The sequence below is a fragment of the Xenorhabdus eapokensis genome (assembly GCF_001908105.1).
The window spans coordinates 109,396-134,418 of the sequence record NZ_MKGQ01000011.1 but is presented as its reverse complement, the minus strand read 5'-3'; the positions used below and the strand labels follow the sequence as shown (position 1 = coordinate 134,418).

21 protein-coding genes, 1 tRNA gene, 1 rRNA gene and 1 pseudogene are annotated in these 25,023 nt (G+C 44.2%); 20 read left to right on the top strand and 4 right to left on the bottom strand.

Going from position 1 to position 25,023, the window contains the following annotated elements; all coding sequences use genetic code 11:
* Nucleotides 1–50: 50 nt before the first annotated feature.
* The 3 genes and pseudogenes from rrf to Xedl_RS38745 form a co-directional block, all read left to right on the top strand.
* Nucleotides 51–166 (top strand): 5S ribosomal RNA (rrf, locus tag Xedl_RS38735).
* A gap of 55 nt (nucleotides 167–221) precedes the next feature.
* Nucleotides 222–298: transfer RNA gene (locus Xedl_RS38740), tRNA-Asp, on the top strand.
* Between the two features lie 392 nt (nucleotides 299–690).
* A pseudogene (locus Xedl_RS38745) lies at nucleotides 691–1,473 on the top strand (endonuclease/exonuclease/phosphatase family protein); the annotation flags it as partial.
* A 76-nt stretch (nucleotides 1,474–1,549) separates the two neighbouring features.
* Here Xedl_RS38745 and Xedl_RS38750 read toward each other — a convergent pair.
* Nucleotides 1,550–2,935, bottom strand: a complete 1,386-nt coding sequence (locus tag Xedl_RS38750) for an amino acid permease (RefSeq protein WP_074022922.1) — start codon at nucleotides 2,933–2,935, stop codon at nucleotides 1,550–1,552.
* 167 nt (nucleotides 2,936–3,102) lie between these two features.
* On the opposite strand from Xedl_RS38750, the gene queE reads away from it, so the two are divergent.
* On the top strand, nucleotides 3,103–3,774 hold the full coding sequence (gene queE / locus Xedl_RS38755; protein ID WP_074022923.1) for a 7-carboxy-7-deazaguanine synthase QueE: 672 nt from the start codon (nucleotides 3,103–3,105) through the stop codon (nucleotides 3,772–3,774).
* Between the two features lie 34 nt (nucleotides 3,775–3,808).
* On the opposite strand, the gene queD is transcribed toward queE, so the two are convergent.
* The gene (queD, locus tag Xedl_RS38760) at nucleotides 3,809–4,171 is read right to left on the bottom strand and encodes a 6-carboxytetrahydropterin synthase QueD (protein WP_074022924.1); all 363 of its coding nucleotides are present in this window, start codon (nucleotides 4,169–4,171) and stop codon (nucleotides 3,809–3,811) included.
* A 276-nt stretch (nucleotides 4,172–4,447) separates the two neighbouring features.
* On the opposite strand from queD, the gene cysJ reads away from it, so the two are divergent.
* The 15 genes from cysJ (at nucleotide 4,448) to rpoS (ending at nucleotide 19,947) form a co-directional block, all read left to right on the top strand.
* Entirely contained in the window at nucleotides 4,448–6,244 is a 1,797-nt protein-coding gene (gene cysJ, locus Xedl_RS38765; protein ID WP_074023055.1) for an NADPH-dependent assimilatory sulfite reductase flavoprotein subunit, read from the top strand.
* Between the two features lies 1 nt (nucleotide 6,245).
* Entirely contained in the window at nucleotides 6,246–7,985 is a 1,740-nt protein-coding gene (gene cysI, locus Xedl_RS38770; protein WP_143187389.1) for an assimilatory sulfite reductase (NADPH) hemoprotein subunit, read from the top strand.
* Entirely contained in the window at nucleotides 7,982–8,716 is a 735-nt protein-coding gene (locus Xedl_RS38775; RefSeq protein WP_074022926.1) for a phosphoadenylyl-sulfate reductase, read from the top strand. The genes cysI and Xedl_RS38775 overlap by 4 nt, the downstream gene beginning before the upstream one ends.
* A 278-nt stretch (nucleotides 8,717–8,994) precedes the next feature.
* Nucleotides 8,995–10,416 carry a siroheme synthase CysG gene (gene cysG, locus Xedl_RS38780; protein ID WP_074023056.1) on the top strand — a complete coding sequence of 474 codons (1,422 nt, stop codon included), beginning with the start codon at nucleotides 8,995–8,997 and terminating at the stop codon, nucleotides 10,414–10,416.
* A gap of 10 nt (nucleotides 10,417–10,426) precedes the next feature.
* Nucleotides 10,427–11,335, top strand: coding sequence for a sulfate adenylyltransferase subunit CysD (gene cysD / locus Xedl_RS38785; protein ID WP_074022927.1), 909 nt, complete (start codon nucleotides 10,427–10,429; stop codon nucleotides 11,333–11,335).
* 11 nt (nucleotides 11,336–11,346) lie between these two features.
* Complete coding sequence (cysN, locus tag Xedl_RS38790; protein ID WP_074022928.1) at nucleotides 11,347–12,789, top strand: sulfate adenylyltransferase subunit CysN; 1,443 nt, start codon at nucleotides 11,347–11,349, stop codon at nucleotides 12,787–12,789.
* Complete coding sequence (gene cysC, locus Xedl_RS38795; RefSeq protein ID WP_074022929.1) at nucleotides 12,790–13,389, top strand: adenylyl-sulfate kinase; 600 nt, start codon at nucleotides 12,790–12,792, stop codon at nucleotides 13,387–13,389.
* Between the two features lie 220 nt (nucleotides 13,390–13,609).
* Nucleotides 13,610–13,903 carry a cell division protein FtsB gene (ftsB, locus tag Xedl_RS38800; RefSeq protein WP_074022930.1) on the top strand — a complete coding sequence of 98 codons (294 nt, stop codon included), beginning with the start codon at nucleotides 13,610–13,612 and terminating at the stop codon, nucleotides 13,901–13,903.
* Nucleotides 13,904–13,935: 32 nt separating this feature from the next.
* Entirely contained in the window at nucleotides 13,936–14,730 is a 795-nt protein-coding gene (ispD, locus tag Xedl_RS38805; protein ID WP_074022931.1) for a 2-C-methyl-D-erythritol 4-phosphate cytidylyltransferase, read from the top strand.
* Nucleotides 14,727–15,200 carry a 2-C-methyl-D-erythritol 2,4-cyclodiphosphate synthase gene (gene ispF, locus Xedl_RS38810; protein ID WP_074022932.1) on the top strand — a complete coding sequence of 158 codons (474 nt, stop codon included), beginning with the start codon at nucleotides 14,727–14,729 and terminating at the stop codon, nucleotides 15,198–15,200. Before ispD ends, ispF begins: the two co-directional genes overlap by 4 nt.
* 18 nt (nucleotides 15,201–15,218) lie before the next feature.
* Nucleotides 15,219–16,265 carry a tRNA pseudouridine(13) synthase TruD gene (gene truD, locus Xedl_RS38815; protein ID WP_074022933.1) on the top strand — a complete coding sequence of 349 codons (1,047 nt, stop codon included), beginning with the start codon at nucleotides 15,219–15,221 and terminating at the stop codon, nucleotides 16,263–16,265.
* Between the two features lie 109 nt (nucleotides 16,266–16,374).
* Nucleotides 16,375–17,139 carry a 5'/3'-nucleotidase SurE gene (gene surE / locus Xedl_RS38820; protein WP_074022934.1) on the top strand — a complete coding sequence of 255 codons (765 nt, stop codon included), beginning with the start codon at nucleotides 16,375–16,377 and terminating at the stop codon, nucleotides 17,137–17,139.
* A complete protein-coding gene (locus tag Xedl_RS38825) occupies nucleotides 17,133–17,759 on the top strand; it encodes a protein-L-isoaspartate(D-aspartate) O-methyltransferase (protein ID WP_074022935.1) in 627 nt (208 codons plus the stop codon). Before surE ends, Xedl_RS38825 begins: the two co-directional genes overlap by 7 nt.
* Nucleotides 17,760–17,907: 148 nt before the next feature.
* Nucleotides 17,908–18,897 carry a murein hydrolase activator NlpD gene (gene nlpD / locus Xedl_RS38830; RefSeq protein WP_074022936.1) on the top strand — a complete coding sequence of 330 codons (990 nt, stop codon included), beginning with the start codon at nucleotides 17,908–17,910 and terminating at the stop codon, nucleotides 18,895–18,897.
* Nucleotides 18,898–18,951: 54 nt separating this feature from the next.
* Complete coding sequence (rpoS, locus tag Xedl_RS38835; RefSeq protein ID WP_074022937.1) at nucleotides 18,952–19,947, top strand: RNA polymerase sigma factor RpoS; 996 nt, start codon at nucleotides 18,952–18,954, stop codon at nucleotides 19,945–19,947.
* Nucleotides 19,948–20,206: 259 nt separating this feature from the next.
* Here rpoS and miaE read toward each other — a convergent pair whose 3' ends face one another.
* Entirely contained in the window at nucleotides 20,207–21,001 is a 795-nt protein-coding gene (gene miaE, locus Xedl_RS38840) for a tRNA isopentenyl-2-thiomethyl-A-37 hydroxylase MiaE (RefSeq protein WP_208605031.1), read from the bottom strand.
* A gap of 2 nt (nucleotides 21,002–21,003) precedes the next feature.
* On the bottom strand, nucleotides 21,004–23,565 hold the full coding sequence (gene mutS, locus Xedl_RS38845; protein ID WP_074022938.1) for a DNA mismatch repair protein MutS: 2,562 nt from the start codon (nucleotides 23,563–23,565) through the stop codon (nucleotides 21,004–21,006).
* A gap of 383 nt (nucleotides 23,566–23,948) precedes the next feature.
* Between mutS and Xedl_RS38850 the strand changes: the two genes are divergently transcribed.
* The gene (locus Xedl_RS38850) at nucleotides 23,949–24,974 is read left to right on the top strand and encodes a Fic family protein (protein WP_074022939.1); all 1,026 of its coding nucleotides are present in this window, start codon (nucleotides 23,949–23,951) and stop codon (nucleotides 24,972–24,974) included.
* Nucleotides 24,975–25,023 lie beyond the last annotated feature (49 nt).

Sequence of the window (25,023 nt, the reverse complement as noted above, 5' to 3'; positions counted from 1 at the left end):
AAAGTTTCAGAGAGAGAAAACAGCTTGTTCGGGATTGAAAACAGGATTTGTCTGGCGGCAAGAGCGCGGTGGTCCCACCTGACCCCATGCCGAACTCAGTAGTGAAACGCCGTAGCGCCGATGGTAGTGTGGGGTCTCCCCATGTGAGAGTAGGGAACTGCCAGACATTCAATTAAACCTTTGTTGCTGGCATAAAAGGCAGCAAGGTAAAAAAAATCGGTGGTGCGGTAGTTCAGTTGGTTAGAATACCGGCCTGTCACGCCGGGGGTCGCGGGTTCGAGTCCCGTCCGCACCGCCACCGTATATAGAAAACCCCCTGAGAGATATCTCTCAGGGGGTTTTCTATTGCCTAATTTATAGTTTATTACTTATATCCTTCTTATATGTCTCTTAGCCAAGAGAAATTTACTCCTTGAATATGATACTTTTTTGATACTTATCAAAAATATTAATGTTTATTTATTTAATATTAAACAAATTACTCTACTAATTCTAATGAATAATTGTTTTATTAGCATATTGTGTTGTTATTATAGAGTTATACAGGTATGTTGGTTTTTTAAACACTAGAGATTGAAATCAATTACTAAGATGTCATATTAGTGGAGGTAAAAGGTGCTGAAATAAGCTGGGGGAAACTTGATCAGAAATAGTTATTTAAGAAGAAGCTGGGTGAGAAAAGATTACGCTCAAAAGAATTTTGCTGTGAGATATGCTGCTGGACAGCCTGTGGAACGGGTTTTTCCTACTTCTAAGCAATTACTTGAGGATGCATCGTTACCACGCGGAGAACCGCTTCTTGACCATAATTGCGAACTTTCTGTCGCTATCTGGAATATCTATAAACAACAACGCCCATCATGGCAACATGTTTTGGCTTCCTTGATTGAGAAGAGCGATCTTGTCTTGCTACAAGAAGCACAAACGACCCCTGCCTTATTGAAATTCATTACAGACAGTGGCTTAGTTGCGGATCAGGTTCCTGCATTTGCTATCCCTCAACATCCATCAGGTGTGATGACATTAGCATCGTCTTCACCGATTTATTGTTACCCACTGCGTGAAAAAGAACCGATATTCCGGTTATCTAAATCGTCATTAATTACGATTTATCCATTGCCAGATAAACGCCAGTTGATGGTGATAAACGTGCATGCCATTAATTTTAGTCTTGGTGTTGATGTTTATAGTCGGCAATTAAATAACATTGGCATTCATATAAACTTACATAATGGCCCCGTTATTTTTGCTGGAGATTTTAATGCGTGGAGTCGGCAGAGATTAAAAATATTAGAACGTTTCGCACATCGTATGCACTTGAAAGAAGTCTATTTTAATGATGATCATAGAACGATTGTTTTTGGCAAACCGCTGGATTTTATTTTTTATCGTGAATTAAAAGTTTCCCGTGCAACAGTTGTAATGACCGGTGCTTCTGATCACAACCCATTAATGGTGAACTTCTCTTTATAATTATAACGATTTCTTTGTGTAATGATAACTAATGGATAAAAAGCGTCGGTAATCTCCGACGCTTTTTGAAATATGATTATGATTTAGAAGAATATTTTTCTGATGGTTTCTTCTTTACACCGAAGAAATAGGCCAGAGTCAGAATAAATACCCAACCTAGACCAACATATAGTGCGTCTCGTGTTTGCTCAAAATAACCCAGTAATACGATGACACTGACCATGAAAACAAGCGTGATGATTGGGGCGATGGGCCACATCGGAATTGGGAATTTTAGTGTCTTGACTTCTTCCGCACTCATTTGGCGACGCATGGCAATTTGCGAGACTAAAATCATCAACCATACCCAGACGGTTGCAAATGTGGCAACAGAAGCGATAAGAATGAAGATCTCGTCTGGGATCAAATAATTCAGCACCACGCCAAGTAACAGAACCGCAGTCATGACAAGAACCGTCATCCAGGGCACACCATTACGAGTTAGTTTTTTGAATGATTCGGGAGCTTGTCCTTCTTGTGCCATACCATACATCATCCTGCCCGCACCAAAAATATCACTATTGATAGCGGAAATAGCCGCGGTAATCACGACCACATTCAGAATATTTGCAGCCGAATTAATGCCTAAATTGGAAAAAATCTGTACGAATGGGCTTCCATCCTGACCAATTTGATTCCATGGATAGATGCTCATCAGGATACACAGCGTTAAAACATAGAAGATTAAGATACGAAACGGAACCGCATTAATTGCCTGAGGGATCGTTTTTTCTGGATTTTTCGCTTCACTGGCAGTGATGCCAATGACTTCTATGCCACCAAAAGCAAACATAACAATGGCGAATGAGGCTATCACCCCACTGATACCATTTGGCATAAAGCCACCATGCTCCCATAAATTAGACAGGCCGGTTGCATGCTCAGTTGTTTGTCCGAAACCGTAAAACATAATGACAAGGCCGCCGATAATCATGGCAATAATGGCGGTGACTTTAATGATTGAAAGCCAAAACTCCATCTCACCAAAGATTTTTACGTGACACAGGTTCAAGGCACCAATAAAACATACAATGCCTAAAACCCAAATCCATTGATCAACATGCGGGAACCAGAGCTTCATATATGTGCCGAAGGCGGTAATATCAGCCAGGCAAACAAACAGCATTTCAAGAATATAGATCCAGCCAGTTAAAAAACCGGCCAAAGGCCCCAGATAATGGCTGGCATATTGCGAAAAAGAACCAGAAACAGGATGGTGAACGGCCATTTCGCCCAGTGCTCTCATCACGATAAATACGGCAGCGCCGCCGATTAAATAGGCCAGCAATACCGCGGGGCCAGCTTGCTGTATTGCTGCTGCTGAGCCATAAAACAGCCCTGTGCCTATTGCAGAGCCTAAAGCCATAAAGCGGATATGCCGCACGCTTAGACCCTGTTTAAGCTGATTTTCATTATTTTGCATTCGTTATTCCCATCTATCCTTTCAGCCTGAGAGTATTTAGGCATACGATGCTCTGTCTGGCGTGAGATGCCAGCAAAAGCAACCTAGTACGATACCATAAAGATGGATGTTCGCGGGATAGATATCTGTAATAATAACGGGCAGTTTATTAAAACCAGAGTTTTTTTATGATTTACCCAATAAATGAAATCTTCCAAACTTTACAGGGAGAAGGAGTGTTTACCGGTGTACCTTCGGTTTTCATTCGATTACAAGGATGTCCGGTAGGGTGTAGTTGGTGTGATACCAAACACACGTGGGAAAAAGAGGCTGATAAACAGCAGCCGATGGAAAATATCTTGCTGAAATCGCAAGACAGTGATCTGTGGGGCGTTGCCAGTGCAAAACAATTGCTAAACATATTCACTCGCCAAGGTTACAGTGCAAAGCATATTGTTATTACCGGAGGAGAACCGTGCTTATATGACCTACGTCCTTTGACGGAAACACTGGAAAGTGAAGGCTATCAATGTCAGATTGAGACGAGTGGTACACATGCGATTCAATGCTCTGACAAAACGTGGGTGACGGTTTCTCCGAAAGTGAAAATGCGTGGAGGCTATCAGGTTTTGCCTGAGGCTATGAAACGTGCTAATGAAATTAAACATCCTGTCGGGCGGCAGCGCGATATTGAAGTATTGGATGAATTATTGATTATGCTTGATGGAAATCCTAGTCCGGTTATTGCCTTACAGCCGATTAGCCAGAAAGAAGATGCTACCCGCCTGTGCATCGAAACGTGTATTGCCCGTAATTGGCGTTTTTCGATGCAAACCCATAAATACTTAAATATTGCTTAAATCTCATTCAGCACCAGGCTCTGGTGCTGAATCCTTATTCTCCCCGATAGATACAACCCGCGCTACAAGTCTCTTTGACCATGACAGCACTGAGTTGAGGCAATGTCGGTTTTAACTTCTCCCAGATCCACCTGGCTAAGACTTCGCTGGTTGGATTTTCAAGCCCGGGGATCTCATTGAGATAGTGGTGGTCGAGCTGTTCCCAGACAGGTTTAAAAGCCGCTTTGACATCGGCAAAATCCATGAGCCAGCCACTAAGCGGATCGACTTCTCCGGTGATTTCCAGACGTACCATAAATGAATGCCCATGCAAACGCCCACATTTGTGCCCTTCCGGTACGTGTGGAAGGCGATGTGCTGCTTCGAATTGAAAATCTTTAAAGATGGTTGTACTCATTGTGCTTTCCCCTGATTTCAAAAGGTCGGCTATTCTACCTGAACTTTGCGAGCTTAACGTGATTTTTCTGGAAGTAAAAAGCACAATGCTTAACGACTTTATTGATATATTAAATCTGTAAATAAAGTTAGGCATTTTAGTTATGAGATATTGCAATCCTTTCTTTAAATACCGCCCCTATTCTGGGATAACCTTAATCAATTCATGTTTATGGCTGGATTGATTGTTACATCTTTTACAACATGGATATTGGCTATAGCAAAAGGCACTGGGACAATGACCGCAAAACCACCTTCAATCGCATTACTACCTGTTTCTCCAGAACAATTATCACGCTTGCAATCTGCAATTAGCGATTTTTCTCCTCATCAATTAGCTTGGTTATCTGGCTATTTTTGGGGAATGGTAAATCATCAGCCACAAACTGGAGCAGAGACTCCCGCCGTTTCCGTACAGGAAACCGTGACTTTGCTTTCCGCATCGCAAACAGGCAATGCTCGTCGTCTGGCTGAACAGCTAAGAGATTCACTATTAGCTGAAAATATCAATGTAAACTTGATTAATGCGGGTGACTATAAATTTAAGCAAATTTCCCAGGAATGTGTATTGATTATTGTTGCTTCAACACAGGGTGAAGGTGAACCCGCAGAAGAAGCTGTAGCACTCCATAAGTATCTCTATTCCAAAAAAGCGCCATCAATGAAAGAGACGGTATATGCCGTATTTGGCCTTGGGGACACGTCGTATGAAAATTTTTGTCAGGCAGGGAAAGATTTTGACAGCCGTCTGCATGAGCTTGGTGCTCAACGCCTATTAGATCGTGTTGATGCTGATGTGGAATATCAGGAACAAGCTGTTCAATGGCGTCAGCAAATTACGGCTATTTTGAAGCAGCGTTTGTCAGTACAAGTAGATACTGCCACTTCATCGACTATTCCAGCGTATGTCAAAGAAATCCAAACGTATACGAAAGAAAGCCCGCTAACGGCCTCTCTGTTGATGAACCAGAAAATAACGGGGCAGGGTTCTGACAAAGATGTTCGTCATATTGAAATTGATATAGGGGATTCAGGGTTGAGTTATCAGCCTGGGGATGTCCTTGGCGTGTGGTTTGAAAACGATCCGGCTTTAGTGGATGAATTAATGTCCCTGCTTTGGTTGGAAGGTTCAGAGCAGGTCAATGTGCATGGAAAATCACTCCCACTGCGTGAGGCGCTGACTAGCCATGTAGAGTTGACCCAAAATACCGGTGTGATTGTTGGGAAATATGCAGCGTTGGCGAAAGATGAAAAACTGCTATCGCTAGCCGCTAACAAACAAGCATTGCAGCAATACGCTCAGACAACACCCATTGTAGATATGGTCAGATCGGCTGCTTCACATCCAGAAGCCCAGCAATTTATTGATTTATTGCGCCCACTGACACCACGTCTCTATTCCATCTCCTCTTCACAATCTGAAGTGGAAAACGAAGTCCACATTACCGTGGGAGTCGTTCGTTATGACATTGAAGGACGTGCCCGTACAGGTGGCGCGTCAGGTTATCTGGCGGATCGTTTGCAGGAAGATGACAACATCCGAGTGTTTATCGAACAGAACGAAAATTTCCGTTTACCGGCCGATCCTAATACACCAATCATCATGATTGGGCCGGGAACGGGGGTTGCTCCGTTTAGGGCATTTTTACAGCATCGTGACAGTCAGGGAGCTGAAGGTAAAAACTGGCTGTTTTTTGGTAACCCACATTTTGTTGAAGATTTTCTTTATCAGGTTGAATTCCAGCGCTATGTGAAAGAGGGCTTATTGACCCGCATTGATCTGGCATGGTCAAGGGATCAGCAGCATAAAATCTATGTACAAGACAAACTGCGTGAACAGGGAGAAGAAGTCTGGCGCTGGATTGAGGATGGCGCTCATCTGTATGTTTGTGGTGATGCGAATCGCATGGCAAAAGACGTAGAACAGGCCCTATTGGACATTATTTCACAACATAGTGGCATGGATGCTGAACAGGCTGATGAATTCTTGAGTGAATTGCGCCTTGAGCGCCGTTATCAGAGAGATGTTTACTAATATGAGCAATGTGAGCAAAGAAAAACCAGATCCTTTGATCGTCGAAGGTAAATTTGCAGACAGCGAACGCATGAAGTTGGACAGCAATTATCTGCGAGGAACGATTAGTGAAGATTTAAAAAATGGGCTGACAGGCGGATTTGAGGGGGATAATTTCCTCCTTATCCGCTTTCATGGCATGTACCAGCAAGATGACCGTGATATTCGGGCGGAGCGCGCAGAACAAAAACTCGAACCACGCCATGCCATGATGCTGCGTTGTCGTTTGCCTGGGGGAATTATTACCCCAAAACAGTGGTTGGGTATTGATCGGTTTGCGACAGAAAATACGCTGTATGGCAGTATTAGATTGACTAACCGCCAAACATTCCAGTTTCATGGGATCTTAAAAAATAATCTCAAGCCAGCACACCAACTATTAGCACAGATGGGGCTGGATTCACTGGCTACCGCCAACGACGTCAATCGTAACGTGCTGTGTACATCTAATCCGGTGCAATCTGCGTTACACCAACAGGCTTACGAGTGGGCGAAAAAAATATCGGAACATCTGCTGCCTCGTACTAATGCATATGCTGAAATCTGGTTGGATAAAGAAAAAATCGCAACAACCGATGAAGAACCGATTCTTGGTACTACTTACCTGCCACGTAAATTCAAAACATCGGTGGTGATACCGCCACAAAATGATGTGGATCTGCATGCCAACGATATGAACTTTGTCGCTATTGCGGAAAATGATCAATTAATTGGTTTTAACGTATTAGTGGGTGGGGGATTAGCCATGACCCACGGCGACAAAAAAACCTTTCCACGGCTGGCGAGTGAATTTGGTTTTATTGCACTGGAGCACACACTGGCAATTGCAGAAGCGATAGTCACCACCCAACGTGATTGGGGTAACCGAACTGACCGTAAAAATGCGAAAACCAAATATACCCTTGAACGTGTGGGCATTGAAACCTTCAAACAAGAGGTTGAAAAACGTGCTGGCGTGAAATTTACGACAATTCGCCCGTATCAATTCACTGGTCGGGGTGATCAAATTGGTTGGTTAAAAGGCATCGATGATCAATGGCATCTGACCTTATTTATTGAAAATGGCCGCTTGTTGGATTACCCCAACCGGCCATTAAAAACTGGAATCGCAGAAATTGCGAAAATCCATAAAGGAGATTTTCGTCTGACTGCCAACCAAAACTTGATTGTGGCAGGGGTGTCTGAGAGTGAAAAATCGCGGATTGAAGAAATTGCTCGTGCTCATGGCTTAATTGACGATAGCGTGACAACTTTGCGTCACCACGCTATGGCTTGTGTTTCATTTCCTACTTGTCCATTAGCGATGGCCGAAGCAGAGCGTTTCTTGCCGACTTTTGTCGATTATGTTGATGCGTTAATGCAAAAGCATGGTGTTGGTGATGAAGAGATCATACTGCGTGTGACAGGCTGTCCGAATGGATGTGGCAGGGCGATGTTGGCAGAAATTGGGCTGGTGGGTAAAGCGCTTGATCGTTATAACCTGCATCTTGGTGGAAATCGCATAGGTGATCGAATTCCCCGCATGTACAGGGAAAATATCACATCAGCAGAAATCCTTGAGATACTGGATGAATTAATTGGTCGTTGGGCATCGGAGCGTCATATCGATGAATGTTTCGGTGATTTTCTGATCCGTGCTGATATCATCAAGCCAGTATTGAATTCGGCCGTCGATTTTTATGATTGGCAGGAGGCCGTATGAGCCGACTGAATTTATCGGAGCTGGTGGCACTGGCTCCAGAGCAGCAAATCACGTCATTGGCAGAAATCAATCAACAACTGGAGGTGTTGGATGCCCGTGAACGTGTGAGATGGGCGTTGGAACATCTGTCTGGCGAATTTGTGCTTTCCTCTAGTTTTGGTATTCAGGCGGCGGTTTGCTTGCATCTGGTGACGCGGGAGTATCCTGATATTCCCGTGGTTCTCACCGATACGGGATACCTATTTCCTGAAACGTATCAATTTATCGATAAATTGACTGAAAAACTCAACCTGAACTTGAAGATTTTTCGTGCGGAACACTCACCGGCTTGGCAGGAAGCTCGTTATGGCAAGTTATGGGAACAGGGAATAGAGGGGATCGAACGTTATAACCAAATCAACAAAGTTGCGCCGATGAATTGTGCACTAAAAACGCTACAGGCACAAAGCTGGTTTGCAGGTTTGCGTCGTCAACAATCAGAAAGCCGTACCAATTTACCTGTGCTGGCAATTCAACGGGGAGTTTTTAAAATCCTGCCTATAATTGATTGGAATAATCGGCAGGTACATCAATACCTGACAAAGCATGGCCTTGAATACCATCCATTATGGGAACAGGGCTACCTTTCTGTGGGGGATACGCATACCACCCAAAAATGGGAACCAGGTATGAGTGAAGAACAAACCCGTTTTTTTGGCCTGAAGCGTGAGTGCGGTTTGCACGAAGGTTAAATTAATATTACAGATCACAACAATTTCTATTAGACAGCGCATCTCGCAAAAAGAAGTGCTGTTTTTTTATTCTGAATATCTTGCTTAATCGGCCTTATAGCATACGAAAAGATTATCTTATGCGATTCAGGAACAAATAATTACTTTTTGTCATTTCATAACCTGATCACAGCCTCATATATTCATCTTCTGGTCATCATAATAATTAAGAGCTATATCCTTTGTGACTTGAAATCCATAGGGTAGAACATGAACAGGCTCTAATGTGGGATGGTATTGTGGATTATTTACCTTTATTTATTGAGCTTAAAGCCCGATCTGTATTGCTGGTTGGAGGCGGAGAAATCGCCTCTCGCAAAGCAGACCTATTACTTCGTACTGGTGCAGCGTTAACGGTTGTTGCTCCTGAATTACATGCAGAACTGCAACAACGCCAGCAAAAAGGAGAATTTGAGTGGTTACAGGGAACGTTTAAAACAGAATATCTTGATGATGTATTTTTAGTGATTGCCGCTACAGACGATCACAACCTAAATCAACATATTTTTGCCGAAGCCAATAAACGCGCTATCTTGACCAACGTCGTGGATAACCAACCGCTCTGTTCGGCCATTTTCCCATCAATTATTGATCGCTCCCCGATTATTGTGGCGATCTCATCGGCTGGAAAATCTCCGGTATTAACCAGATTATTGCGAGAAAAACTGGAGTCTTTGCTGCCATTTAGCTTGGGTACGATGGCAAATATCGCGGGACACTGGCGCGAACGCGTGAAACAACGTCTTACTTCCATACGTCAACGGCGCCATTTTTGGGAAAAGGCGTTTAGTGGGCGTTTTGCCACACTGATCGCCAATGGGCAATTACAACAAGCAGAAGAGCAACTTGAACAGCAATTAGCGCAAGGTGATTCTCATCCCCAAGGAGAACTCACGCTGGTAGGCGCTGGGCCAGGTGATCCGGGATTATTAACTTTAAAAGGTTTGCAGGTGATCCAGCAGGCTGACGTTGTCCTTTATGACCATTTAGTGAGTACAGAAATTCTGGAATTAGTTCGCCGTGATGCAGACAAAATTTGCGTTGGAAAGAGAGCGGGTAATCACTCCGTGGCGCAGGAGGAAACCAACCGACTTATCATCAAATTAGCGAATCAAGGGAAAAAAGTGGTTCGCTTAAAAGGGGGCGATCCCTTTATTTTTGGCCGTGGTGGAGAGGAATTACAAGTTGCGGCAGCAGCAGGGATCCCTTTTCAAGTCGTGCCCGGTATTACGGCAGCAGTAGGTGCTTCTGCTTACGCAGGTATCCCATTGACCCACAGGGAACACGCGCAAAGTGTCACCTTTATTACCGGACATTGCCGTGAGAATGGTGATGAATTGGATTGGCCTGCACTCGCGCGGGGTAATCAAACATTAGCCATTTATATGGGGATCATGAAAGCAGCCTTGATCAGCCAAAAGCTGATTTCGCATGGTCGGGATAGTAATACCCCCGTTGCTGTGATTGGTTGTGGCACTCGTCCAGAGCAACAAGTATTGACCGGAACCTTATCCGAATTGGAGCGATTGGCACAAGAAACACCATCACCTGCCTTACTGGTAATCGGGGAGGTGGCTCAACTCCACCATCAGATAGGATGGTTTGAAGGCGGAAATGCTGCTGACCCAGTAAATCGCCCTGCCGTGATTGATTTAGTATAAGGAGTGCCCAATGGACGAAAAAAGACTGACACACTTACAGCAACTTGAAGCTGAAAGTATCCATATTATTCGGGAAGTGGCGGCTGAATTTGCCAACCCCGTTATGCTCTATTCGATTGGCAAAGATTCCTCTGTGATGCTGCATCTTGCTCGTAAAGCATTTTATCCGGGAAAACTGCCTTTCCCTTTATTGCACGTAGATACAGGCTGGAAATTTCAGGATATGTACGATTTCCGTGATCGTACAGCGGAAAAATATGGTTTTGAGTTACTGATTTACCGCAATCCACAAGGAGAGGCATTGGGAATTAATCCTTTTATTCATGGCAGTGCCAAACACACCGATATCATGAAAACAGAAGGATTGAAGCAGGCTCTGGATAAATACGGCTTTGATGCTGCATTTGGCGGGGCGCGGCGTGATGAAGAAAAATCGCGCGCCAAAGAACGCATTTACTCATTCCGTGACCGTTCCCATCGCTGGGACCCCAAAAACCAGCGCCCCGAACTTTGGCGCAATTATAACGGCCAGGTTAACAAAGGGGAAAGTATCCGTGTCTTCCCGTTATCTAACTGGACAGAGTTGGATATCTGGCAATACATCTACTTGGAGCAGATCGATATTGTCCCTCTTTATTTTGCTAAATCCCGTCCGGTTGTTCAGCGTGAGGGGACATTAATTATGGTTGACGATGATCGAATCGATCTGAAAGCAGGGGAAGTCATTAACCAGCGCAAAGTTCGCTTTAGAACACTTGGCTGCTGGCCACTGACAGGGGCGGTGGAATCAGGAGCAGAAACGTTGCCGGAAATCATCGAAGAAATGTTGATATCGACCACCAGTGAACGGCAAGGGCGGCTGATTGATAGTGATCAGTCAGGTTCTATGGAGCTGAAAAAGCGCCAGGGTTATTTTTAAGGAGTCCAGATATGCCAGCACTTGCATATAATGAAACCATTGCTAGTCAAATCAAGCAACAAGGCGGAGTTGAGGCCTATCTTCGGGAGCAGCAGGAGAAAGGATTACTGCGCTTTTTAACCTGCGGCAGCGTGGATGATGGTAAAAGTACCCTAATTGGACGTTTGCTACATGACACCCGCCAAATTTATGAGGATCAACTGGCAATTTTACAAAGCGACAGCAAGCGAATAGGGACTCAGGGAGAAAAGCTCGATCTGGCTTTATTAGTCGATGGGTTGGCGGCTGAACGGGAACAGGGTATCACCATTGACGTCGCATACCGCTATTTTTCCACGGAAAAGCGGAAATTTATCATTGCAGACACCCCAGGGCATGAACAATATACCCGCAATATGGCGACAGGTGCCTCAACCAGTGAGCTTTCCATTTTATTGATCGATGCACGTAAAGGTGTTCAGGAACAGACTCGCCGTCACAGTTTTATCAGTACATTGCTGGGTATTCGTCACTTGGTAGTGGCAGTCAATAAAATGGATTTAGTTGAATATCAACAAGATATATTTGAGCGGATTAAGCAAGATTATTTGCATTTTGCGGCACAATTACCTACTGACCTAAACATCTATTTTGTCCCAATTTCGGCGTTGGAAGGGGATAACATTGTCATCCACAGTGAAAAAATGGCGTGGCATACGGGAGAAGCGCTATTGGATATCTTGGAATCCGTAGACGTAAAAACAAAAGAGAAGGAACAGCCCTTGCGTTTCCCAGTACAGTATGTCAACCGCCCTGATCTTGATTTTCGTGGATACAGCGGCACATTGTCATCGGGCGTTTTATGGCAAGGCCAGCAAATAAAAGTTATGCCGTCTGGTGTGGTTTCTACAGTGGAAAGAATTGTCACTTTTCATGGCGATCTCACATTTGCCGTGCCTGGAGAGGCGATTACCCTCGTATTAAAAGATGAAATAGATATTAGCCGTGGTGATTTATTGGTTGCTGTTGAAGATCAAATGAGCGCAACTCGCCATGCTGTGGTTGATGTCGTCTGGATGTCGGAACAGCCACTGATTCAAGGGCAAAGTTTGGATATCAAAGTCGCAGGCAAAAAAAGCCGTGGCAAAGTCGATAACGTGCAATATCAGGTGGATATTAACAACCTGACCCAGAAAGTCGCGGTTGAGTTACCCCTCAATGCCATTGGGCGGGTGGAGTTTTCATTTGATGAACCTTTATTGCTCGACAGCTACGCGCAAAATGCAGATACCGGTGGCATGATCCTGATTGATCGTCTCACCAATGTTACCGTAGGCGCGGGATTGGTGCGTGAGATTCAGGCAGATGTTTACGAGGAGCCTAAAGAGTACAGTGAGTTTGAACTGGAACTTAACCAATTAGTTCGTCGCCACTTCCCGCATTGGGGAGTACGTGATCTATTGGGAGGAAAATAAGTGGCTCAGGAGAATATCGTCTGGCATTCACATGTTTTGGATAGGGCACTGCGGGAAAGCGCAAATGGGCATCCTGCACGGGTGATTTGGTTCACCGGACTATCAGGTTCAGGAAAATCCACGCTTGCAGGCGCATTGGAGCAGGCATTGTTTGCTCAGGGCATTAAAACATACTTACTGGATGGCGATAATGTGCGTCATGGCTTATGCAGTGATTTGGGCTTTTCTGAAATAGATCGGCAGGAAAATATCCGACGAGTCGGTGAAGTCGCAAAATTGATGGTTGATGCGGGGCTGGTTGTTCTGACCGCCTTTATTTCCCCCCATAGGGCAGAACGGCAAAAAATACGCGAATTAATAGAAGAGGGGCGCTTTATTGAAGTGTATGTTGATACGCCACTGGAGATATGTGAAGCCCGTGATCCCAAAGGACTGTATAAAAAAGCACGAGCGGGAGAATTGCGCAATTTCACCGGAATTGATGCTGCCTATGAAGCCCCCGAACAACCAGAAATCTATTTAGATGGTTCACAACCTGTAGGATCTTCGGTTGAAAAGCTGCTTTTTGCCCTGAAAAACAACCAAATCCTGCCAACTTAACCACCAAATCCAGCAAATTGTCATGAAACACATTATTATTGTTAGTGAAATAATGTGTTTCTACACTCAGTTAATGCAATGCATTTCTATCATATTGTGCAAGTCGGTTTTGCAAGTGGCCTAAAATGGTTTTGCGAATGATTTTGTCAATGGTTTTGTTGAGAGTCGGTGGCGTCATGCTTGCAGTTGTGGGATGATTAGCGGGTTTTCAGGGGGGGAGATGGGCAAACTAACGCTACTATTATTGGTTCTGCTGGGATGGTTGCAGTATTCGCTGTGGTTAGGCAAAAATGGCATTCACGATTATGCACGGGTTAAGGCTGAAGTCGATAAACAAGGGATTGATAACCTTAAACTGAGCGCACGTAATGACCAGCTATTTGCTGAAATTAAGGATCTTAAAGGGGGACAGGAGGCGATTGAAGAACGCGCTCGTAATGAATTGGGCATGATTAAACCAGGAGAATCTTTTTATCGTATGGTGCCAGATACCTCAAAACATAATGCGCAATAATCTTTAAATCAAAACCGTAAATAATAATCGAAATGAATAAGTCACAACTTCATTCCCCTGCTGATGTTTCTCTGGCCGAAATTATCGCCTTGATCCCTGCTGCGGGTATTGGTAGCAGGATGAAATCAGATTGCCCAAAACAGTATCTGAACGTTGCCGGAAAAACAATTCTTGAACATACCTTAGCAGCACTGTTTGAGCATCCTCGTATACAACGCGTTATTATTGCGCTAAATCCTGCTGATACACAATTTGCGCAATTACCCATCGCTTCTGATCCAAGAATTACAACCGTGATTGGCGGTGAAGAGCGAGCTGATTCGGTTCTGGCTGGGCTAGATTATCTGGCTGATTTGCCTACAGGCAGGACAACTTGGGTGTTAGTGCATGATGCTGCCCGTCCTTGTCTTCATCGAAATGATCTTGATAGCTTGCTACAGATTATTGATCACAACGCAGGATCTCCTGACGTATGTGGTGGATTGTTAGCTTCACCGGTGAGGGATACGATGAAACGCATGGTATCGCTATCAGAGACAGGATCATCCACAACTGACCACACATTGATTGCCCATACCGTTGACCGCAACGGACTTTGGCATGCTTTGACTCCACAATTATTCCCTTTGCAGTTATTGCGTGACTGTTTGATCAAAGCACTTGCAGATCAAGCCTGTATCACCGATGAATCTTCGGCGCTTGAGCATTGTGGTTATCGTCCCGTGCTGATCAATGGACGAGCGGACAATATCAAAGTAACCCAGCCTGAAGATTTGGCACTGGCGGAATTTTACCTATCCCAAAAAGCTAAGGAATCTATCGTATGAGAATTGGACACGGTTTTGATGTGCATAAATTTGGCGGAGAAGGGCCATTGGTCATTGGCGGTGTCCGCATTCCTTATGAACAAGGCTTAATTGCCCATTCAGATGGTGATGTTGCTTTGCACGCTGCTACAGATGCCCTATTGGGGGCGGCAGCATTGGGCGATATTGGTAAATTATTTCCCGATACCGATCCTGCGTTCAAAGGCGCAGATAGCCGTGAATTATTGAAAGAAGCCTACCGCCGTATCCGTGCGAAGGGCTATCGGATAGGGAACGTGGATATCACCATCATTGCACAGGCACCGAAAATGTTGCCGCATATTCCCCAGATGCGGGTTAACCTGGCGGAAGATCTTGAATGCCATATGGATGATATTAACGTTAAAGCAACAACAACGGAAAAATTGGGGTTTGTTGGCCGTAAAGAAGGTATTGCCTGCGCAGCGGTTGCCTTGTTGGTAAAGGAATGAGTTGGTAAAGGAATGAGTATGACTTTGAGCGAATTACATTGGCTTCATGGCCAACCGGAAGCGACCGGTATTGTTAAAGCCATCCCAGAAGATTTTATTGTCCGTGAAGACTTGGGATTTTCTCCTGATGGAGAAGGTGAACACGTCATGGTACATATCCGTAAAACAGGATGTAACACCCAATTTGTCGCGGATCATCTTGCCCGTTTTGCCAAAATACCCGCTCGTTCTGTCAGTTATGCGGGGTTGAAAGATCGCAACGCAGTGACGGAACAGTGGTTCTGTTTACATATACCGGGGAAACAAGATCCAGATTTCACGGCATTTCAACTTGAAGGTTGTGAAGTACTGGCAACGTCCCGCCAGAAACGCAAGCTACGGATTGGTGCATTGAAAGGCAATGATTTTACTCTGGTATTAAGAGAAATTTCTGACCGAGAATCTGTAGAAAAACGCTTGCAGCAGATAGCTCAAACTGGTGTGCCAAATTACTTTGGTGAACAGCGCTTCGGGCGGGATGGGCAAAATTTAGTTCAGGCTCAACGCTGGGCAGCTAATGAGATCCATGTCAAGGAACGCAACCGCCGCAGTTTCTACCTTTCAGCCTGTCGCAGCGCGATGTTTAATGCTGTTGCCAGCAGACGTATCGCCCAGGGTGAACACCAGAAGGTAAAAAATGGCGATGCATTACAATTAACAGGGCGCGGTAGCTGGTTTGTGGCTGATGAACCTGAATTGTCGGTATTGCAGCAGCGGGTAACGGATGGAGAGTTACAGATAACAGCGCCTTTACCGGGCGACAAAGCATTAGGAACGCAGGATCAGGCTCTGGATTTCGAACAACAAGGCTTATTGGATTACGAAGCTTTTTGGGCATTAGTCAAACGTGAGCGTGTGGAAAGCGCCCGTCGGGCAATATTGGTGAAACCGCTTAACCTGCGTTGGGAGTGGCAAGGCGACCAAACAGTCATTCTGCATTTCTCTTTGCCATCGGGTAGCTTTGCAACCAGTGTTGTCAGAGAACTGATCAATCAAGATCTTGGCTCTTCCCTTGATATAGCCTGAATGCAAAGCACTCTACAAAACTATCAACGTCATGCTAAGATCAAACACACACCGGTTAAATTACCCTGTTAACCTATTTTATTTTTAGTAAAATCAATGAGATATATCAATGCTGCGGATATTGCTGAGTAACGATGATGGTGTCACCGCACCGGGTATTCAAACCTTAGCGGCTACATTGCGAAAACACTATCATGTTCAGGTTGTTGCACCTGACCGTAACCGTAGTGGTGCGTCGAATGCCTTAACGTTGGATCGCCCTTTGCGCATCAACACTCTGAACAATGGGGATATTTCTGTTCAGGAAGGTACACCGACAGATTGTGTCTATTTGGGCGTGAATAATCTGGTACTCCCTCGTCCTGATATTGTCGTTTCTGGCATCAACTGTGGCCCTAACCTTGGTGATGATGTGATTTACTCTGGCACGGTTGCGGCTGCAATGGAAGGACGTCACTTAGGCTTACCCGCACTGGCGGTATCACTCAATGGTGACCAACATTACGAAACAGCGGCAGAAGTGACAGTGCGTTTATTAGCTCTGCTGCAAAAATCCCCATTGAGGGCGGGCAATATTTTGAATGTTAATGTACCTGATATTCCCATTGAACAAATCAAGGGATTTAGGGTGACACGATGTGGTCGCCGTAGTGCTGCTGAACAAGTCTATGCGATGGAAGATCCCAAAGGTAATATGCTCTATTGGCTAGGCCCTCCGGGAGAAAAAAGTGATTTTGGGCCTGAGACAGATTTTGCTGCAATAGAAGAAGGATTTGTTTCCATTACCCCTTTGCAAGTGGACTTAACAGCTTATAAAGCCCAGGAGCTGATAAGTGATTGGTTGGCAAAAGTCGGGGATATTGGGGAATGTTAAACCGATCAATGAAAAATTTGCTGGCGCAACTGCGTCAGCAAGGAATTCACAATGAGCACCTGTTGGAGGTTATTGGCAAAGTACCCAGAGAATGTTTTGTTGATGAAGCTCTCGCACATAAGGCATATGAAAATACTGCACTGCCTATTGGTCATGGGCAAACGATATCCCAGCCTTATATTGTCGCTCGCATGACAGAGTTGTTGAATTTAACCCCTGAATCCAATGTGTTGGAAATTGGAACCGGATCAGGTTATCAAACAGCAATACTTGCTCACTTAGCCAAACGTGTTTTCTCCGTGGAGCGGATTAAAGGTTTGCAGTGGCAGGCTAAGCGCAGATTGAAGCAACTCGACCTACACAATATCTCAACCCGTCACGGTGATGGTTGGGGTGGATGGCTATCAAAAGGGCCTTTTGACGCCATCATTGTCACAGCCGCACCACCCGAAATCCCGCAGGCATTACTCCAGCAACTTGCCGATGGAGGCGTGATGGTTTTACCTGTCGGCGAACGTACTCAGTTACTGAAAGTAGTACATCGTTATGGGAATGATTTTCATAGCGACGTTATCGAACCTGTCCGTTTTGTACCCCTAATTCAAGGCGAGCTAGCATAACCAGCTAATTTATTTGGGGGGAGTTTCAAATTAGCTGTTATTTTTTCTGAAATTAAGCAAAATGTTTCGCTTTAAATCTTTTGTAATCCTAAATTTTTATAAATCACTATTATTTACACTTATATTTGCCTTTATGGGGGAATAAAGTATGAATCTAGAAAACCTAATGAAAAAAATAAAATGGATAACCACCAGTGTCATGATGGGAATCGTACTGGTAGGCTGTAGTAATACACCAAATCGTCCAGCCCCAATAGTGAATATCGATACAAATCATGTATCAGATAATCATGCTATTAAAAGCCGCCATCCAGTGAATAATGCTGATAATAGCAGTTCATCTCAAGGAAAAATTATTTATAACCGTAACTACGAAAATATTCCCAAAGGAAGCTACAACGGAAGTACTTATACGGTTAAACATGGCGATACTTTGTTTTATATAGCCTGGATTACAGGTAATGATTTCCGTGACTTATCTCACATAAATAATATTTCAGAGCCTTATAGCTTAAATGTTGGTCAAGTCCTGAGAATAGGTAATCCAACCTCCAAAAATGGTGTATTATTAGCATCAAATACCACTAAATCTAAAATTAGTCAGGTTGATTTTCAAAAAATTAATGCGTATCCTGCAAATATTGATAGACCAAGATCAGGAAAGATGTTGCCAAATAAAGCTATTTCTCATGGTGACAATTCTTATTCAAAAGTATCTACAGCAACAGATACAGGAGTAAATAGCGCTATTAATGGTATTAATACTATTAATAGTTGGAGATGGCCGGCAGAAGGAAAAATTCTTGAAGGCTTCACTGATTCTCAAGGAGGAAATAAAGGCATTGATATTACGGGTAATCGTGGCCAACCCGTATTTGCAACAGCCAGTGGAAAAGTGGTTTATGCCGGAAATGCATTACGTGGCTATGGAAATCTAATAATAATAAAACATAACGATGACTACCTAAGTGCTTATGCGCACAACGACACAATGTTGGTTCGTGAGCAACAGGATGTTCAAGCGGGGCAAAAAATTGCCACTATGGGTAGCACTGGAACAAGTTCAGTAAGATTGCATTTTGAAATTCGTTATAAGGGAAAATCCGTAAACCCGCTGCGTTATCTTCCGCAGCGATAAACCGGGGCAGGGATCTGAAATTCCTGCCCGCATTATCATGGGTAGGAGTAGCTGATGAGCCAAAGTACGCTTAAAGTTAATGAGTTGTATGATGATGCGGATTTAGACGAAAATAGCATGGAAGCTGATGACTTTGATGAAGCGTTGCTGAAAGATGAGGATGATATAACTGGTCTTGATGAAGATCTGGATTTGTTGCAGGGAGTAAACCAACGGGTACTTGATGCAACACAACTTTATCTTGGGGAGATTGGTTTCTCACCTCTGCTGACAGCAGAGGAAGAGGTTTTTTTTGCCAGACGAGCACTGCGAGGGGATGTTGCTGCACGCCAACGCATGATTGAAAGTAACTTGCGATTGGTTGTAAAAATATCCCGCCGATATAGCAATCGTGGATTAGCACTGCTGGATCTGATTGAAGAAGGTAACCTTGGGCTTATTCGTGCAGTGGAAAAATTTGATCCTGAAAAAGGTTTTCGTTTTTCCACTTATGCGACATGGTGGATCCGTCAAACAATTGAACGAGCCATTATGAATCAAACTCGCACAATTCGCCTGCCTATTCATATCGTCAAAGAATTGAATGTCTATTTACGTACTGCAAGAGAACTAGCACATAAATTGGATCATGAGCCGAGTATCGAAGAAATTGCGGAAAAACTGGATAAACCTGTTGAAGATGTAAGTCGTATGATGCGGCTGAACGAACGCATTACTTCTGTCGATACACCAATTAGTGGCGATTCAGATAAAGCCTTATTGGATATTTTATCTGATGAAAATGATTCAGGGCCAGAAACAACTATTCAAGATGATGATATGAAACAGAGTATCGTGAAATGGTTGTTTGAACTTAACGCAAAACAGCGCGAAGTTTTAGCCCGTCGTTTCGGTTTGCTTGGATACGAAGCAGAAACATTGGAAGATGTTGGGCGAGAAATTGGTTTAACAAGAGAGAGAGTTCGTCAAATTCAAGTTGAGGGATTGCGTCGCCTTAGAGATATATTGCATACCCAAGGTTTGAATATAGAATCATTATTCCGAACTTAATTCTTTATACCTGAGAACGTATACCTAAGAAATTTCAAATTGCTGTGTAGTGGAAAATGGACGAATTTCCAGAAACAAAGATAATTAGACAACTTGGTGATGGCAAGGGGAATAGAAATTCCCGAAGTGACGGTTGGAAAGATAACGGTATAAAAAGATCAAGGTATATCGATGGTAATCCCAAGGTGGGCTAAATAAGCCCACCTTTTATTCATTTATTTATAATTTTCATTACCATTTGGCGTGTCATTTATCGATTTTAGATAATTGGAATACCACTGTGAAATTTAAAATCATGATCGGGAGTTTGAATAAGCTCTGCTTCAACCTGGCCGAAATAATTCACCCTATCTGTAATATCTTCTTTAGATATTGACTGAGCGAGCGTCAAATAATCTTGGTAATGGCGAGCTTCTGAACGCAACAGAGAAATATAAAACTTACCCAGATCCTCATCCAGATGAGGAGCGAGTTTTGCGAAACGTTCACATGAGCGTGCTTCAATATAAGCACCAATAATCAATTTATCGACCAGCGTATAAGGCTCATGGTTGGTAATATGCTGAAATAAGGATTTAGCATAGCGGCTAGCACTGATACTGTCATAGCTTATCTCTCTGGCATCCATGATTTCTAATACTTGATAAAAATGATGTAACTCTTCCTTTATTAATAACACCATCTTATCGATTAGATCCTGACTATAAGGTGATTTTGTCCGAGCGGTAATTTGCTTGGTGGCCTGATTTTTTCCTTTCAATGAATGGATATCGCCCACTTTTTTATAGGCAAAATCTTCATAGGGCTGAAACCACGCTAGCAGAGCATCGGCACTTTCAGGATCAACGGCATATTTACGAATTAAGAACATAGCACTTTGTGCCGCTTTTAATTCACATAGCAGATGATCGCGCAATAAAATTGGCAGATTCTCAGGCTGCCGCGCTTTTTCTACCCATTGATCGGGAGTTTCGCACTGTAAAAATTGATAAATGGGCGCTAATAGAGTGGTATCAAACTTCATGGCTGTTCCATTCATAGCTGTTTCATTCATTGTTAAACCATATCTTTCAGACGATAAATCCACTCCAATGCTTGACGCGGTGTTAAGGTATCTGGATTAAGGTTTTCCAATGCGTCAACTGCCGGAGATGTCTCTTCTGTCAGCAGGGTTAGCTGTGGTGTATCAACATGACCTGCTGTCGCACTATTGGAGAGTGATTCCAGCTCCTTCAATTTTTGGCGCGCACGCTTAATGACATCACGCGGAACACCTGCCAGCGAGGCAACAGCCAGTCCATAACTCTTGCTTGCTGCTCCTTCTTGCACACTGTGCATGAAAGCAATGGTATCGCCATGCTCGACAGCATCAAGATGAATATTGACGACCCCTTCCAGCTTCTCAGGCAGGGTTGTCAGTTCAAAATAGTGAGTCGCAAACAGTGTCATTGCTTTGATGCGATTAGCTAAGTTTTCAGCACAGGCCCACGCCAGAGATAAACCATCATAGGTTGATGTACCGCGACCGATCTCATCCATCAAAACCAGACTGTGTTCAGTCGCGTTATGTAAGATATTGGCAGTTTCGGTCATTTCCACCATAAAGGTAGAGCGTCCTGATGCTAGATCATCGGATGCCCCGACACGGGTAAAGATACGATCTACAGGGCCGATAACCGCTTTTTCGGCAGGAACAAAACTTCCAATATAAGCCATCAAGGTAATCAAAGCCGTTTGTCGCATATAGGTACTTTTACCCCCCATATTCGGCCCTGTAATAATCAGCAAACGGCGCTGGGATGAGAGCGTCAATGGGTTAGAAATAAATGGCTCGCTTAAGACTTGTTCAACAACCGGATGCCGACCGCCAGTGATCTGAATACCCACTTTATCGGTTAGTATCGGGCGGGTGTAATTTAGCGTTTCAGCGCGTTCAGCAAGGTTTGCCAGTACATCCAGTTCTGACAGTGCTTCGGCACAGATTTGCAAATCGGCCAGATGGGGCAACAACAGATCGAACAACTCTTCGTACAGGGCTTTTTCGATGGCAAGTGCTTTGCCTTTGGAAGTCAGCACCTTGTCTTCATATTCCTTTAATTCAGGAATGATATAGCGTTCTGCATTTTTCAGCGTTTGCCGACGAACGTAATGGATAGGGACTAAATGGCTTTGTCCACGACTGACCTGAATATAGTAACCATGTACTGCGTTAAAGCCCACTTTCAGGGTATCAATGCCAAGTTTTTCGCGTTCGCGGATCTCCAGTTTATCCAGATAATCACTGGCGCCGTCAGCCAATGCCCGCCACTCATCCAATTCAGTATTATAGCCCGTGGCAATGACCCCCCCGTCACGCACCAGAACAGGAGGCGTTTCGACAATCGCATTCTCTAGCAGAGTCTGCAATTCATCAAAATGCCCCACACGTTGCTGTAGTGCTTGAATATAAGGGGCATCTGAGGATATCAGAATCTGATGAATATCAGGCAATTGCTGGAAAGCATGGCGCATTCTGGCCAGATCACGGGGACGGGCGGAGCGGAGGGCAAGACGGGCAAGCACCCGCTCTAAGTCACCGACCTGACGTAAAAATGGCCGTAATTCATAACCGATTTCTTGTAATGCGGAAATGGCTTGATGGCGATTTTCCAGCATATCTTTATTGCGGGTTGGTGCATGCAGCCAGCGTTTCAACATTCGGCTGCCCATCGGGGTCACACATTGATCAAGTACCGATGCCAGCGTATTTTCCGTGCTACCGGACAGATTTTGGGTCAGCTCCAGATTACGACGGGTAGCGGCATCCATAATCACCGTTTCCTGCGGGCGTTCCATCGTCATGCTGCGAATATGAGGTAAAGTGGTACGTTGAGTATCTTTGACATATTGCAGCAAACACCCCGCGGCACGCAGGGCGAGCGTCGCTTTTTCCACCCCGAAGCCAATCAGGTCACGGGTGCCAAATTGCAAATTAAGTTGTTGTCTTGCTGTATCCAGCTCAAATTCCCACATTGGGCGTCGGCGCAGACCATGACAGCGTTCAATCAGCGCCATATGCTCAAAGGTTTCAGGATAAAGCAATTCCGCTGGGCGGGTGCGTTGTAATTCTGCGGCAATACTATCGTGATCGGACATTTCGGAAACGCGGAAACGGCCAGAAGTGATATCCAGCGTTGCGTAACCAAATCCCTGATTATCATGCCAGATAGCGGCGAGCAGATTATCCTGACGTTCTTGTAGTAAAGCTTCATCCGTTACGGTGCCGGGAGTGACAATGCGCACAACTTTGCGTTCAACAGGGCCTTTACTGGTTGCAGGATCACCAACTTGTTCGCAGATCGCCGCAGATTCACCGAGTTGTACCAATTTTGCCAGATAGTTTTCGATTGCGTGATAAGGAACTCCCGCCATTGGAATAGGCTGACCAGCCGATTGTCCGCGCTTGGTTAGCGAGATATCCAGTAACTTCGCCGCCTTTTTGGCATCATCATAGAACAACTCGTAAAAATCTCCCATTCTATACAGCAGCAGAATATCGGGATGCTGCGCTTTCAGACGCAGATATTGCTGCATCATGGGAGTATGGCTATCTATATCCTTTGCTGGAGATTCTTTCATATTGACTTGATTCAATTCTATTATTCCTGTTGACTCAGTTGGGTCATCGACGCTCAGTCAACCCATCTAAATGACAAAACCTAAATATAATCAGCTAAGGATGGAACGCTATAGACCTCATCCTGGGCGAAAACGCTATCTTATCATTGATAATCTGTGTGATTCATCTGTGGATGCGATTAGAGGATTTGAATGGTAGGTTAGCAGGATTACTCGCAGGTATGTATCAGATTTTTTCACAATTCGGCAGGATTGCGAAGCGGCTCGATTGTTGTTTGGTTTGAGTCATACGATCAAATAACAAATAATAAGAAAGCAGATGGCATAAAGCACTTGAATTCGATTAGAGATATTGAGAATTGACGGACTGAGAGGAAATTATCGTGGCTATTTACCAACCCCCTTACACTATTACTCCAGAAATACTTAATCGCGTGGTAGAAATCGCTGAACTATTAGGGCGTTGGTCAATGCAAAAGGAAACTTCTTCGCCTGTATTACGTAAAAAGAATCGCATTCGCACCATCCAGGCGTCATTGGCAATTGAGCATAATAGTCTGTCTACGGAGCAGGTGACGGCAATTATTGATGGGAAACGTGTACTGGCACCAGCAAGGGATATTCAGGAAGTGCGTAATGCCATATTAGCTTATGAAAAATTACCTGATTGGCATAGCTCCCGATTAACGGATTTACTGTCTGCACATCGGTTGCTGATGACTGGGTTGGTTGATCATCCTGGGCAATTACGACGGGGAGATGTGGGCATTTATCGAGAAAAACAGTTAATTCATATGGCTCCCCCTGCTAGCCAGATACCGCGGTTAGTAGAAGAGTTGCTGGCATGGTTGAAACAGACGGATATTCACCCATTGATCGCCAGTTCAATTTTCCATTATGAATTTGAATTTATACATCCATTTGCCGACGGTAATGGCCGTATGGGGCGTTTGTGGCAAACATTGATTTTGAGCGAATGGCGCCCTGAGTTAGCGTGGTTACCGGTAGAAACGTTAATTCATTATCAACAGCAGGATTATTATCATGTGCTTAGAGAGTGTGATCGTACCAGCGACTGTACGCTATTTATCGATTTTATGCTGGAAAAATTAGCCGAAGCACTTAAAGAAAGCCTGGATCTGCAAAAACAGAATTCTGTCGTAATGTCGGTAGAAGTGCCGGTAGAAATGTCGGTACAAATGTCGGTGGAAAATCCACAACCACTGAATGTTACGGCGCAAAAAATCTTGTTGGTTATTGCTGCTCATCCGGCCACCACCATAACCCAATTGGCTGATGAATTGGGGGTAAGCCGGCGCACAATCGAGCGAAATATTAAAATATTACAGGATATTGGGCGTTTGATTCGTGTTGGGGCGAAGAAAGGAGGCTATTGGCGTATCGGGTAGTTAAGAAAATTTTAGATAAATGTTAGCTTGAATTATTCACTATTGCAGA

What these genes read in the sequence shown, in the direction of transcription:
- Xedl_RS38750 (WP_074022922.1), bottom strand. Translation starts at nt 2,935, where the DNA reads ATGCAAAATAATGAAAATCAGCTTAAACAGGGTCTAAGCGTGCGGCAT.
- queE (WP_074022923.1), top strand. Translation starts at nt 3,103, where the DNA reads ATGATTTACCCAATAAATGAAATCTTCCAAACTTTACAGGGAGAAGGA.
- queD (WP_074022924.1), bottom strand. Translation starts at nt 4,171, where the DNA reads ATGAGTACAACCATCTTTAAAGATTTTCAATTCGAAGCAGCACATCGC.
- cysJ (WP_074023055.1), top strand. Translation starts at nt 4,448, where the DNA reads ATGACCGCAAAACCACCTTCAATCGCATTACTACCTGTTTCTCCAGAA.
- cysI (WP_143187389.1), top strand. Translation starts at nt 6,246, where the DNA reads ATGAGCAATGTGAGCAAAGAAAAACCAGATCCTTTGATCGTCGAAGGT.
- Xedl_RS38775 (WP_074022926.1), top strand. Translation starts at nt 7,982, where the DNA reads ATGAGCCGACTGAATTTATCGGAGCTGGTGGCACTGGCTCCAGAGCAG.
- cysD (WP_074022927.1), top strand. Translation starts at nt 10,427, where the DNA reads ATGGACGAAAAAAGACTGACACACTTACAGCAACTTGAAGCTGAAAGT.
- cysN (WP_074022928.1), top strand. Translation starts at nt 11,347, where the DNA reads ATGCCAGCACTTGCATATAATGAAACCATTGCTAGTCAAATCAAGCAA.
- ftsB (WP_074022930.1), top strand. Translation starts at nt 13,610, where the DNA reads ATGGGCAAACTAACGCTACTATTATTGGTTCTGCTGGGATGGTTGCAG.
- ispD (WP_074022931.1), top strand. Translation starts at nt 13,936, where the DNA reads ATGAATAAGTCACAACTTCATTCCCCTGCTGATGTTTCTCTGGCCGAA.
- ispF (WP_074022932.1), top strand. Translation starts at nt 14,727, where the DNA reads ATGAGAATTGGACACGGTTTTGATGTGCATAAATTTGGCGGAGAAGGG.
- truD (WP_074022933.1), top strand. Translation starts at nt 15,219, where the DNA reads ATGACTTTGAGCGAATTACATTGGCTTCATGGCCAACCGGAAGCGACC.
- surE (WP_074022934.1), top strand. Translation starts at nt 16,375, where the DNA reads ATGCTGCGGATATTGCTGAGTAACGATGATGGTGTCACCGCACCGGGT.
- Xedl_RS38825 (WP_074022935.1), top strand. Translation starts at nt 17,133, where the DNA reads ATGTTAAACCGATCAATGAAAAATTTGCTGGCGCAACTGCGTCAGCAA.
- nlpD (WP_074022936.1), top strand. Translation starts at nt 17,908, where the DNA reads ATGAATCTAGAAAACCTAATGAAAAAAATAAAATGGATAACCACCAGT.
- rpoS (WP_074022937.1), top strand. Translation starts at nt 18,952, where the DNA reads ATGAGCCAAAGTACGCTTAAAGTTAATGAGTTGTATGATGATGCGGAT.
- miaE (WP_208605031.1), bottom strand. Translation starts at nt 21,001, where the DNA reads ATGAATGAAACAGCTATGAATGGAACAGCCATGAAGTTTGATACCACT.
- mutS (WP_074022938.1), bottom strand. Translation starts at nt 23,565, where the DNA reads ATGAAAGAATCTCCAGCAAAGGATATAGATAGCCATACTCCCATGATG.